The organism is Sphingobacterium sp. (assembly GCF_039596235.1).
Taxonomy (GTDB): Bacteria; Bacteroidota; Bacteroidia; order Sphingobacteriales; family Sphingobacteriaceae; genus Sphingobacterium.
Genome location: NZ_JBCNKE010000003.1, coordinates 408,164 through 421,511 on the forward strand (window position 1 = coordinate 408,164; position 13,348 = coordinate 421,511).

Below are 13,348 nucleotides of genomic sequence, written 5' to 3' on the forward strand. Positions count from 1 at the left end.
ACTCACAAGGCATTATCATAACCAAAAATTAAGTAAAATTATGAAATTAATTAACTGCGGTAGGAGGAAATCCACATCGCATACATGGAAAGTTTCGAAGTTGACTTTTGCGCTTTTAACGGTTGTGTTTTTAGAAGTAAATGCACAGGGCATAGCTCAAAGCAAAGTCACCTATTCGGGGAAAAAGGTAAAACTCGAAACAGTCTTTAGGGAAATTAAGAAACAGTCGGGAATGTCTTTTTTCTACAATCTGAGCGATTTGGAAAACAAGCTGTTAGCATCTGTTGATCTAAAGAATATTCCCTTGGAGGAGGCCTTGAAAATAGTATTGAAAGACCAGAATCTAACATTTAGCATTAATGGCCGGACGGTATTTATTAAGGAAAAAAGCAAAGAGGCCAATGAAAAGCCTAAAGAAACGAAAGGGCTTAATTCTTCGCTTTTCATCGATACCAAGGGCCGTATAACCAATGAAGCCGGTGAACCCGTTTTGGCCAGTGTTGTGGTAAAGGGTACAAAAAAAGGGACGCCTACCAACAAGGATGGTTATTTTACATTGCAGGGTGTAGATGATGATGCCACATTGGTAATTTCAGCAGGTAATATCGAAACGTTGGAGGTCAAGGTAAATGGACAAAAGAATTTGTCTATTGTGGGGGTGAAAACAAAAATCAATAGTCTGGATGAAGTCCAGGTTGCAGTTGTCTCAACCGGATATCAGGAGCTTATCAAAGACAGAACCGGGGGATCAGCAACGACCATAAAAGATGTTGATAAAACTCCTTTTACAAGTATTACGTCAATGCTTGCTGGAAAGGTAGCTGGTATGGACGCGATCACGACAAATGGTGCGCCAGGGGCCGCTGCCGATATTCGTATCAGGGGGAGTAACTCCATCTCCGGAAATTTAGAGCCTTTATGGGTGGTTGATGGGTTACCTTTGCAAAGTGGGGTAATGTCTATCCAGGGGATCAATTCTGGTAATATCCAGCAATCCATACTGGATCATGGTATAGGTGCATTAGCTCCTACGGATATCGAATCCATTACTGTCCTTCGCGATGCGGCATCTACCGCTATCTATGGTTCGCGTGCCGCAAATGGTGTGATTGTTATCAAAACGAAATCCGGCACTGCTGGAAAAGTAGTGGTTAACTACCAAGGTAATTTTGCTGTGAGTTCAGCACCTAAGATGAAAGCATTTAATTTTATGAATGCCGAGCAGAAGGTAGATCACGAGCTTGCTCTGGCGGAGCAATTCAATCTTTCAAGTGAGCTTGGACAACCAGCATGGCTAAGGAGCGACTGGAAGAAAGGACTTATTTCGACAGAAGACTACCAGGCTAGGATACAGGAACTAAAGAATGTAAATACAAACTGGTTTGATGAAATATACCGGGTAGGTTTTAATCAAAATCACAATCTTTCATTGAGAGGTGGCAGTGATAAATTATCGTTCTATGGTTCAATGGGAATAACAAATCAAAAAGGTGCGTTAATTTCAAACCAATATAATCAGTACAATATCTCATCAAAAATAGGCTATCGTCCGCATAAGAATGTCAGTGTAAATTTTACCATTCGTGGGTCTTATCGGGAATCAAAAAACCATTCGTCGGAAGTTGATCCATTTAAATATGCAGTATTTGCCAATCCTTATGAAAAAGCGTACAACGACGATGGTTCTTATGCCTGGGATCAGACCTGGTTGTCTTTGAACAAAAGTCATTTAAACTATAATAGCAACGAGTATAATACCTTCAACATCATCAGGGAGTTAAAAGAAAGCTATAAAAAAGATATTGCTTCTGATCTGAGTTCCCAGTTGGATTTAACTTGGCGGATCACCCCCGAGCTTAAAGGAGAAGTATATGGGAGTTTCACGTATTCTACATTAAATAACGAGACCGGGGCTTCGCCAAATACCTATGCGTCGTATATAAATTTTCCTTTCGCTACCGCATTTGCTCCACCATATGAAGTGCCGGCAGAGTATAATAAAGGTTATCTGAAATCAGGGTTTGGACGTTCCCCCGCTTATTCATTAAGAGCAGGCTTTGACTATAAAAAAGATATCAGTAATCTTCACTTCTTTGATGTCTACTTAGGAGCTGAAATTACAGATAAAAGAAACTGGAATTCTTCGTTCAAGTTACCAATGTATGATTTTAACAACAACCTTGGTGGTTTTCCGGATTTTCCATGGAATCCGATCCTGAATTCCGGACTGACTCAAAATATTGGTGCGCTTTCTAGTTATTTGTATGGCGGACAGGATCGTACAGGAAGTCTCTTTGGCGCTTTTTCATATACTTATGACGATAGGTATGTAGTAAATACGAATCTGCGTTTTGATGGAAGTTCTACAATTGACCCCAAAAATAGGTTTGTACCATTATGGTCTGTTAGTGGTCGATGGAATCTTCACAACGAAAAATTTATAAAAAACTGGATTCCTGATTTTGTATCTGAATTTGCTTTTCGTGGAGTATATGGCTTTACGGGCAATATCAATAAATCAGCATTACCTTATGCATATATCAGGTTAACTAACCGATCTTATGATAACGAGTATACCGCAGGGATGGTCAGCTATCCCAACCCAAGCATAAAATGGGAGAAAAAAGAGGAACGGTCGGTAGGACTTGATTTTTCATTCTTCCGTAATAGGTTCGGTGGTATGATCAACTACTATAATAATGTTACCCATGATGTACTCGGTGATGTGTTTAACTTACCAAATTCGTATGGCGTTCCACATCTAGCGATGAACATACATTCCATCAAAAATGAAGGTGTGGAGTTGAATTTAAATTTTCGTGTCAAATTCAAAAAAGATTTGTTGTGGATTGCCTCATTTAATGCTGCAAGAAACACCAATCGTATTTTGAGCGGTCCTTACCCTTCACCGTTAGACTGGAATGACCCCTCCAATTCTACCCGTAATATTTTTGGGGGTATCCCAAGTGCGACGAATATCCAGGGGTATCCTCTCGGTACCATATTCGGCTATCGGTATGCAGGTGTAAATCCTTCGACCGGCAATGTAGAAGTCGTCTTGTCAGAGGAATCACGGAATATGTATGCCGAAGTAAAGAATATACCTATTGATGAAGTCCCAACAGTATGGGGTCTGAATGTGAATCCTGGAGGTTTTACAGATTACCGGACCCAATGGCTGAATCGTTCAATGGTGAAATTGGGCTCTTCTTCTCCTAGTTATACTGGAGGTTTTACATCAACATTCAACTGGAAAAAACTTGAATTGCGCACGAGCTTTTCTTACGCTGTGGGACATTTGATCCGGAAATTTGATGAAAGAGATTTTACAATTTCCAATAGCCCAGGTCAAGCAGCAGGGATATATACTTCGCGTTTGAATAGGCGAATGAATGTAGAAGATCGCTGGCTAGTACCGGGGGACATTACCAATGTTCCTGCCATTACCACCAATGAGGATGCTTATACCTATTATTTGACATCTGACAAATTTCAGAAAGGTGATTATCTTGATCTAAGAGAAATAGCCCTTACGTACAATCTGAATAAATCTTTTGTGCGAAAGATTGGCGCTCAATCTGCGCAGATCGGATTACAGGCGCAAAACTTATTTGTGCTAACCGGAGCGGAAGCTGTGGATGTCACGACACGTAATGCTTTTGGCTATCCCAGAACGAAAATGTATTTATTAAACCTGCTATTATCATTTTAAGATGAAAAGATACATACTAATCACCATGGTATTACTTGCAACCTCTTTAACACAAGGTTGTAAAAAATATTTGCAATATACCCCTGCTGATACAAGGTTTCTGATTGATATGCAATCCATAAAACAAACGCTTGCATCTTACTTGTATAATTTCCAGCGTAATGCAAAATTTGTAGGGGATGCACCAGGACCTTGGTTACGGGACTGCTATTATAGTACCACATATCTTGAATATGCTGATGTTTGGTCTTTTTATAATTTAGATACAAAACCATCCGCATTAACCGAGGTTGAGAAAAGGCTTGTTGACCGAACGAAGCTAAATAACCCTGAATGGGCGTCCCACTACGCTATAGTAGGTTTCATGAACCTTATCATCGCCGAGGGTTTAAAAACCAAGGATAACGAAGAGATGAAGAACTATGTGGTGGGGGAGGCGTTGGTGCACAGGGCATTTTCACTTTTTAAGTTGTTGCAATATTATAGCCCAGTTGATGATCCTGCATTGGGTATTCCATTGAATACGAGCATTGATGCAAATTACAAAGATCTAGATTTATCAAGGAAATCCCAAAAAGAAGTATTTGACCAAATTATCAATGACCTAGGGGATGCGGAAGCAATGATCAATAGAACTGCGCCACGAACTTCTTATAATATATTTTATAATTACAATGTTATATATCGCTTGTTGGCGCAAGTGTATCACTGGTATGCAAGCGTCTCTGGATCTACTGAATATTGGGCACAGGCTGAGAAATATGCCGATCTGGCTATTAATGATCAAAAAGCTGCTGCTGGGGCATTGCCATTGGATCTGCCAAATTTGAAACGCCTTTGTTTCACGGGTTCTGTTGTGACCGGGGCTATAGGTACTGATGGTTACCCAGAGTCAATTTTTAACATGAATGAGATTACTGCAAATTATACCAATTATGGGTATAAATTTGACTTATGGAATTCTTTATATCATGATAATGATCTGCGTAAGAGAGCTTGGTTTCTACCCGCTAGTAAACAAACAACGCCTATTGCTGATCTTACTCCAGCAGACATAAATCCCATCTCCAATAAATTGGCTGCTTTGGGGCCTTATCGCAAATTTCCGGCATTTCGCCTTTCGGAGCAATATCTGATATGGATTGAAGCGTTAGCCCATACTAACCTTGATAAGGCAAAAGAGGTTTTGAAAGTATGGCAGTCTCGACGCTATAGCGGTGATGCCGATGGTTATTACAGCCCTGGAACCGCGCAGGAGTTGGTTGCCGAAGTTTTAAAAGAACGCAAAAGAGAATTTATTTTGGAAGGAGACATTCTTTGGCTGGATATGAAACGTTCTCATACTTCGGAAATAAGAACCGTTCAAGGAAATCAATCCAAACTAGAAGGCAATGACTGGAGATACCAGTTTATGATCCCAGATTCTGAGACTGAGAAAAATCCTGGAATCAAGCAGAATCCGGGTTGGAGCGATGTTATTATTATTCAATAAATTTTAAATCAATTGAAATGAGATATATAAAATTATTCATGTCAGTGATCGTAGCGCTTTCGTTTTGCTCATGCAAGAAAGAAAAGCCGTTCGACTATAAACTGAACGATTATAGCATAGCGAAAGTGACCTGTCAGGCAAGCAGCAGCGTACTGGTCGCTGATGATCTATCAGAGCTGGATTTAAACGTAAAAATATATATAGAGAACGGAACTTATACAGATATTGACTCTGTTGAACGAACTGCATACCGAGAAGTACCTAAAGAGCGTTGGCGGGATCATGAAATCAAATTTTTTCTTGCCGATGGCACACCTGTTTCCTCACCGTTTAAAATAGCTTCTTCCGCGGTAGATAAATTACAGTTTTATGCCACCGTAGATGGCATTCGTTCGACCAAATCAGTTGCGGCACATTTGAGTGAGTTTCCACCTTTTGGCAGTAAAGTTACACCAATAGCGCCACAAAATGAGCCTTCATTTTTTGAGGTGAAAGTTAAGGAACCGCTTGCCGTTGGGAGCGTCAAAAAAATACCGGTCATATTTCATGTAATTAATCCAAAGCGCTACGAGGATGCTTACCAACGTTTGGACGAGGCTGTTCTGTACGATATGATTAATCAGTGGAACAATGTATTTGGCCGTAAAAACGATAGGTCCCCCAATGGTGGAAATCCAAATATTGAATTTGTCCCTGCGATAAAGGATCCTGCTGGAAGACTACTTGATAGGCCTGGTATTCATAAAGTTATCCTGACAGACGCGCAAGTGACTACTTTTGAGGCTTCGCCGCTATCCCATATATGGTCTAATACGAGTACCTTTTATTGGAACTGCGATCGGTATCTGAACGTTTGGATATCTTACAATTCTTCCAAACTTCCAACTACGGTGTGGCAAAATTATATTAAAAAATCAATGCCGCTTGTCTTTCCTCAAGGCGTTTGGAGTAATGTTGCGTTTTCTTTGCCGCCTGATTATCAGGGGGCTGTAAAGCAGCTTAACGAAACAGAACTAAATGCATGGAAACTAAATCCTGGAGGGGCAGCGGGTATTGGTGAGCTTGAGCAAGTGGGATTATTGTTTGATTCTTCTCTTTTGACAATCAAGGATCGTGTCAATGTGGTTCAGCCGATGGGCGCATTTCTGGGTTTGATACCCAATGCACCGCTATTGTCCACAGCCAATTATCTTTTGCCACCGACAGGATCGGTCCGTAAATGGTATGACGATTTATGTGCGGATACTTGGCAGTATAATTTATGGTATGCAACAGCTGAAAATGGTGGGTTTGAACCCGCGGGTATGGGAAGCCCGACAGCCAAATACGGTCAGATCACCGGTAGTCCGCAAGTTTATACCTCTTCTAATATTATGGAGGTAGGTTCTAATTGCACATCCATAAGCCTACAACAGACAGCACGGATTAATTGGGTATTGGAAAATGCGCCGGGAAGGCAGTCGTGGAAAAATCCATCCGCTTTAGCAAGATAATAATAATCAATTTAGTTTATAATGCAATATAATTTAATTCACATGAAAAAAACATTTTTTTTAGTTGCGCTTATTTTCGCAATAGCCGGCACATTACGTGCACAGGGCATTTCGTTCGAGCACGGCACGTTTTCAGAGGCTTTGACAAAAGCCAAGAAAGATAATAAACTTTTATTTGTTGATTTTTATACAGACTGGTGTGCACCCTGCAAGAGAATGGCTGCTGAAGTTTTTACACTTCCTTCAGTTACAAAAATTTTTAACGATCGTTTTCTGGCAATTAAAGTAAACGCAGAAAAAGGAGAAGGAATCGAGCTTGCCAAAAAATATAAAGTAAGTGGTTATCCCACTATGTTTTGGTTGGATGGGGAAGGTAAAATTGCATACACCATTGTTGGCTATCGCAATGAAGCCGACTTTTTGAAGGAAATTGAGCGTATTGATAAGTCTTCGGAATTTGGTGGAATAGAAGCAATGACCCAGCAATTTAGAAATGGGGCGAGCGATCCTACTTTCTTGTTGAACTTTTATAATCTGTTGCCTGAAAAGGATCCAATGAGGGCTAAAGTTGCGCTTCAATATTTAAATAGCTTGCCTGACGACCAGCTTTTTGATCAGGAGAACGAAAAGACTATTGCCAATATCAGTGATATGCTTGATGTTGTGAATATGTTTGATAAGAAGTTTTTTTACCATTATGCAGAAGAGCTTGGGAAACGTGTTGACGGTGGCATGAAAATCTCCAAAAGTTATAGTCTGGGAGTTGCATTTAATGTTCAGTTGAAAATTCGCGATTTTTTAAATGCCGCAATTTCAAAACCGAATAAACAACTGTTTGATGATCTGGTGACTTATCAGGAAAAATGGCCAAATCATGCTTACAAAAATCGTGACGGCGATGCCAACCTACAAAATGGTCGTGGAATCGGTTTTGCATCTTCAGAGTTTTTGAAACTCCAGTATATGTTTGTCAACGATGATAATCCGGCGATGTTTACACAGATGCTAGTGCCTTACATGGATCGTTTAATGCAGGATTCTAGCTCATATAGTGCAAACAAAAAGTTGAATTCTCTTTTGAATCGCCCTGACCAAAAAGGTGGTTTCAATGATATGTTGTATATGCTCTTTAAGGGTTACAAAGACATTTCGATGAAGAGTGCTATTGATTGGATAGATTATTTCTGGAGAAATTCACCATCCGATAAAAAGACGAAGCAGCTCGTTTCAAATTGGGCGTTTTTTGCGGGACAGCTTAATCCGTTGCAGTCCCAATTAGTAATAGATGCGGCTTTGCTGATAAACAGAACGGGTGATAGAAAGAAAGCATTGACATTACTAGACGAAACCATCATATTATTTAATAAAACGGTTATCAAGAATAAAGAGCGTATCGTAAAGAGTCTTGAAAATGCGAAGAGAGATATTATAAATAAGAAGGTCTAATGGCATAGGTTGGATAGCAATGGTTATTATCTACTGTTGTTTCAATTGACGAGCGGATTATAGAAGGCTGTTTAGCCATTATGTGGCGTAGGGTTTCTGTCTTTAACTACCAAGCTTACCGAAAATTTCGCAACAGCGAATTCGGTAAGCTTCGTTATTTGAATATATACCTTACCGCTTGCCATCAAATTATCAAAAAAAAAGAGCTTGTTAATTATTTATGGTAAATCTTTGTATTCAGGCCTATTCCAGAATTTGTCGCAATGAAGTATATTCGTATGTCTTTTGTCATTTTTAATGCACGCAATAGTAATGCAATCAGCGTATATAGATGTTATTAGTAGTTTGCGACAGGGAGAAAATCGAGCCCTGAGTATTCTATTTGACCGATATTTTACATCTTTATGCCATTTCGCGGACCAACTGGTTCAGGACGAAGATGATGCTAAAGATATTGTTCTGATAACCTTTAACAAGCTTTGGAAAAACAGGGAGAATTTTCATACGGAGGAACATATTAAGTCATGGCTATATCTTGCTGCAAAGAATTCGTGTTTTGATTTTCTTAAAGCAAATGGGCGCCGTTTGGCACACCAGCATAGTTTTTCAATGCTGGCAGAAAAATTTGAGGCGGATTTTGAAATAAAACAGATCGAAGCCGAATTGCTGCGAAAAATTTATGCGGAGGCGGCTAAACTTCCAGATAAATGTAGAACCATATTTGAATTGACTTATCTGGAAGGATTGACCTCTGGCGAAATTGCGGAACAGCTCAACGTATCCATTTCAAATGTGACAAGCCAAAGGACCAGAGCTATCCAATTACTTAAAATTGCCCTTTTAGATAAGAATCTCTTGCTTTTTTATTTTTTCCTTTTAACCCTGAATGTAAAAACTTAGCTCATTACAACAGATATTTCTATTTTCTTTTGACATTAGGGCGCCAGGCGTCGTTTAGACAGAATATAATACAATTCATACCTAACATAGTTAATAACAAGCAAAATTCATAAGATGGCACAATTTCAAGGAATAGAAGATTTGATATTAAAGTTTCTAAAGAACGAGATAAGTCCGGAAGAAGAGCAGTTATTGCAGCAATGGATCGTTGAAGACGATAAAAATAAGGCGCTGTTTGACGAACTAACCAATATGGATGTGCTTCAAAGAAGAATGCAAGCTTTTCATGTTTTAGAAAAGGAGCAAAAGGAGGCTGCAAAAAAGGAACTTTTTATGCAAATAGGCGCAGAAACTAAGGTAGTTCCGATAAACCGGTTCAAGCGCTCACTGGGATGGATCGCCGCGGCCGTAGTTATAGGATTCGCTGTCATTGCATTAACGATTAATACGTTAAGGGATAAAGCAAGCTCTGTGCCCACCGCGAATGTAAATTCCAAAATAGATGTGGTCCCCGCACACGATGGTGCGATTCTGACTTTAGGAAATGGAAAGAAAATTTTTTTGGATGATTCGCAGGACGGAAAATTGACCGATGTTGCGGTAAAGGATCATAACCAAGTTTCCTATGTTGATGGTAGTGAAAGAAAGGTCGAGTTGAACACCATGACGACACCAAAAGGAAGACAATTTTCCTTAATACTAGGCGATGGAACCAAAGTCTGGTTGAATGCAGCTAGCTCTATTACTTTTCCTACTGCGTTTGTTGGTGCGGAAAGGAAAATAAACATGACAGGTGAAGCTTATTTTGAAGTGGCACATGATTCGAAAAAACCATTTATGGTAACTGTGAATGGTATGAATGTGCAGGTGTTGGGAACACATTTTAACATTAACAGCTATGGGGATCAAGGCAGTATTAATACCACCTTATTGCAAGGTAGTGTTAAAGTTTCTGTTGCAGGGAAAAAACAGCTTATAAAGCCAGGACAACAAGCTCAGGTTTCAAATGGGAATATTAAGATGTTATCAAATATAGATTTGGCTGCAGCAGTGGCATGGAAAAATGGATTCTTCTCGTTTGATGGCGTTGATATAAAAGGACTGACGAAAGAATTATCAAGATGGTATGATATTGAAGTGATCTATGAGGGATATCCTAAGGATTTGTTTTCAGGTGAAATTGACAGAAACTTGACTTTAACTCAGGTTATGAAAGGTCTTGCTGATACCAAAGTAAGATATCGGATAGAAGGGAATAAACTAATCATCCTTCCTTAATATTAGATAATTTCCAGCATATTGCACTTTTTTCGGTCTTTCTATTTATTCCTATGAAACATTTAGGTGACATCGAGCTATGGAACAGAATTCAAGCAGGTGACCGAAATGCATTTTCTGAATTGGTCAATAGCTATTCGGAGATACTTTTTCGATTTGTTCACCGTCGGGTTTCTTGTGTGGAAGAAAGTGAGAATATTTTACAAGAAATATTTGTTTATGTATGGAATCAACGGCAAAAAATTACGCTTGAATTACCACTATACCGCTACTTATTTAAAATAGCCAAAATCAAGGTTATAGAATGGATTGTAAATGAGCAAAGGAAAATTGTCCGAGCCGAAATATTGCTGACTCGTTTTCAGGGAACATTACTATTGTCCAAGTCCGAAGAAGAATTTTTAGCAAAAGAGCTGGCGGTATTGTCGATCTTTTAGTAAAGATATTCGACCGTTGTTTATTATAGTTGTCTTGTCTTGTTAAGATCCCAATCGCGATATGTGCCATATCGGGTTTGCAGTTCCTTTGACTATTTCTATTTGTTGACAAAGTAGGAATGCTGTTTTATAAGCATCATACTACACGTCTGCAGAATTAAACTAACTACAATTTTACTGTTTTTTATTTGTGTAACATGTTTTAATCAACTAATTATATTTCTGTTTGACTGCTTTTTTTAAGGTAGTTTTTATTTAATTATATTCCATGATATATTTGGATTAAGTGGGCCAAAAGAACATAGTTATATTATAGCTTGTTCAGGTAAATTAACCAATTGGGAAATTTGTTCGTTATCAAATTATTTTGCCAAATTATTTAGTCACATTCATACAGTCTTGGTACAATGATGATGGAGATTATCGGTGCTGCTGTTTAAATTGACTAAAAATGATTAAATCTCTTCTTCTTCTCTTATTCTCGAGTCTGTCTATGTGTGTTTTTGAGCAGTCAGAGTTGAAGTCATTAGTAAAGAAACTTGATCAGACCATACAAAATAATAAATTGTACCTGGACCGTAAAGAGCGGAAGATTAATCAGCTAAAAGCTCGCTTGATAAGTCAGGACCAGCGTATACAAGATGTGTATGAAGTTAATAAAGCTTTGTGTGATGAATATCGATCATATAAAACCGATTCCGCTGTACGTTATGTTGAACACAATATGAGAATCGCAGATTCGATAGGAGATACAGAAATGATTACAGAAACAAAATTACAGCGGATTTCTCTACACGCAATTTCTGGAATGAAGCTGAAAAGATGCTTAACCTGACTTTGTGAAATAGTCCTATAGAATTATCATTGCACTCAATTTCTCGGATACTTGTCCTTTTTTCCTATAGATATCGAGCAATTGAAACTTATAATCCCCATCGTTTCCACTCCGTATTGCCAGCAGCCATTTCTCAGCATCTAGATAATTATTTCCCGAAGCAGAAGTCATGCCTTTGGGTAATCTATAGTAAATTGAGGCAAAAATAGTGTCCCATTTACAGTTCCTTTGTCCCAGTCAATGATTTCAATGAGTGAATCTAGAAATGTTTTCTCTGGTGGTTCTAAAAGACTTTTCTGAAAAACTAGCTTTATCAGCTTCAAATTTTGCCCGTACCGATGGAAATTAATGGCATTTTAAAAACAAAATGTAGACTCAAAAGAGTGTTTTTTTAGGAAGTGATGCTCTGTTGGAAGAGAATAAAAGTATAGAGTGATATAATCATTTGTGTCTGCACATGAGTTATGATTTTCTAACTCCCGCGGTAGCACATATAAAATATGTACCATTAATCAAGCGTTAGAAAAACTGTGGAAAAAAATACAAAATTTTGCGAAAAAACAAATGAATTGATATTATCAATTCATCCATCAAACTGTAATTAAGAACCGTATAAGACCTTTCGGGATTCCCTTTATACTGCTTACTGATAGCCGGATCTACTACTGCAAGGGAAGTTTTAATTTGTTTCTAGGTTATATCTTAAAAAAATCGACAATATATTAATATAGGTGAATTTTTTTTTGTTTTTTTACTATGTTTTCTATGCGTATTTATTTTATAAGTCTTTTTGATTAATATTTTATTTTTAGCTTTTAATTTATTATATTTATATATGTGTAATATAAGTGAACTTAAAACGTGGAAAAATGAAAAAAAAACTGGAAAGGATTATTTGTTTATTATTCGTATTGACCGTTGTCTTTCTGAATGGTTGTAAGAAACAATCTGAGATCAGTCCATCTCTTGAGAGAATAAAATCTAAAGGAGCGATAATGCTTGATGATTCCCTTGGGAGTAAAAAGATTAAATGGCCACAAAGCCATGGGATAAAAATTGCCTTTATGAATGGGACTAAGGAACAACATGACTTTGTTAAAAAATACGCTAAAGTATGGGATAGTTTGATCAACTTATCTTTTATTTATCAGGATAGTTTGTCAGGATCGGAAATAAGAATAAAATTTGATCCAAATAATAAATCGGGAAATAGTGCTATTGGTTATAATGCTAATATAAGTATCGACAGTACAAGAAAAACAATGACTTTGTATGGGGCTTTAGGTACCCCAAAAAACGCAGGTGTATTTGCGATAGCTACAGTGCGACATGAGTTTGGACATATGCTAGGATTATCGCATGAACAACTGCGATCTGACGGGCTGGTTAGCTGGGATGATAATATGAATATTGGGGGAAGAAAAACAAATGTTATAGACTCAATTGCTATTTCTAAATATTTGAATACGCCATATGATATACATTCTATTATGCATTATGGCATACCTGCTGATAAAACTAAGAATAGTGTTCAAATAATTTCATATACCTATTCAGGGGAACTTTCTCAATCAGACAAAGATTTTATTCAGAAGGTTTATCCAAAAATTCCTGAGCAAATTAAAGTCAATAATATATTAACCAAGAAATAACAATTAGTAGGGAAAAATAAGAGAAGGTACCCCAGTTTCGCCTGTGGGACTTATATGATGCCGAACCGGATATCATACGTACAAATTTTACGTGATATTCCTC

Annotated in this window: 8 protein-coding genes; all 8 read left to right on the forward strand. The window is 38.0% G+C overall.

The features are described 5' to 3' along the window. The first annotated feature begins 40 nt into the window (after positions 1-40). The 8 genes from ABDW32_RS09110 (at position 41) to ABDW32_RS09145 (ending at position 13,245) form a co-directional block, all read left to right on the forward strand. Positions 41-3,712, forward strand: a complete 3,672-nt coding sequence (locus ABDW32_RS09110; protein WP_343561598.1) for a SusC/RagA family TonB-linked outer membrane protein — start codon at positions 41-43, stop codon at positions 3,710-3,712. A 1-nt stretch (position 3,713) separates the two neighbouring features. After that, a complete protein-coding gene (locus ABDW32_RS09115; RefSeq protein WP_343561600.1) occupies positions 3,714-5,204 on the forward strand; it encodes a RagB/SusD family nutrient uptake outer membrane protein in 1,491 nt (496 codons plus the stop codon). 17 nt (positions 5,205-5,221) lie between these two features. Further along, positions 5,222-6,697: a hypothetical protein gene (locus tag ABDW32_RS09120; protein WP_343561602.1), complete on the forward strand. Its 1,476-nt coding sequence runs from the start codon at positions 5,222-5,224 to the stop codon at positions 6,695-6,697. Between the two features lie 42 nt (positions 6,698-6,739). Then, positions 6,740-8,143, forward strand: a complete 1,404-nt coding sequence (locus tag ABDW32_RS09125; protein ID WP_343561604.1) for a thioredoxin family protein — start codon at positions 6,740-6,742, stop codon at positions 8,141-8,143. A gap of 312 nt (positions 8,144-8,455) precedes the next feature. After that, positions 8,456-9,043 carry an RNA polymerase sigma-70 factor gene (locus ABDW32_RS09130; RefSeq protein WP_343561606.1) on the forward strand — a complete coding sequence of 196 codons (588 nt, stop codon included), beginning with the start codon at positions 8,456-8,458 and terminating at the stop codon, positions 9,041-9,043. Between the two features lie 114 nt (positions 9,044-9,157). Continuing rightward, positions 9,158-10,321, forward strand: coding sequence for a FecR domain-containing protein (locus ABDW32_RS09135; RefSeq protein WP_343561608.1), 1,164 nt, complete (start codon positions 9,158-9,160; stop codon positions 10,319-10,321). A 53-nt stretch (positions 10,322-10,374) separates the two neighbouring features. Further along, positions 10,375-10,758, forward strand: coding sequence for a hypothetical protein (locus tag ABDW32_RS09140; protein ID WP_343561610.1), 384 nt, complete (start codon positions 10,375-10,377; stop codon positions 10,756-10,758). A gap of 1,704 nt (positions 10,759-12,462) precedes the next feature. Further along, entirely contained in the window at positions 12,463-13,245 is a 783-nt protein-coding gene (locus tag ABDW32_RS09145; RefSeq protein WP_343561612.1) for a M12 family metallopeptidase, read from the forward strand. Positions 13,246-13,348: the final 103 nt, after the last annotated feature.

Bases quoted from the DNA above. Each gene is read 5' to 3' on its own strand.
- ABDW32_RS09145 (WP_343561612.1), top strand. From the start codon at position 12,463: ATGAAAAAAAAACTGGAAAGGATTATTTGTTTATTATTCGTATTGACC.
- ABDW32_RS09135 (WP_343561608.1), top strand. From the start codon at position 9,158: ATGGCACAATTTCAAGGAATAGAAGATTTGATATTAAAGTTTCTAAAG.
- ABDW32_RS09125 (WP_343561604.1), top strand. From the start codon at position 6,740: ATGAAAAAAACATTTTTTTTAGTTGCGCTTATTTTCGCAATAGCCGGC.
- ABDW32_RS09115 (WP_343561600.1), top strand. From the start codon at position 3,714: ATGAAAAGATACATACTAATCACCATGGTATTACTTGCAACCTCTTTA.
- ABDW32_RS09120 (WP_343561602.1), top strand. From the start codon at position 5,222: ATGAGATATATAAAATTATTCATGTCAGTGATCGTAGCGCTTTCGTTT.
- ABDW32_RS09130 (WP_343561606.1), top strand. From the start codon at position 8,456: ATGCAATCAGCGTATATAGATGTTATTAGTAGTTTGCGACAGGGAGAA.
- ABDW32_RS09110 (WP_343561598.1), top strand. From the start codon at position 41: ATGAAATTAATTAACTGCGGTAGGAGGAAATCCACATCGCATACATGG.
- ABDW32_RS09140 (WP_343561610.1), top strand. From the start codon at position 10,375: ATGAAACATTTAGGTGACATCGAGCTATGGAACAGAATTCAAGCAGGT.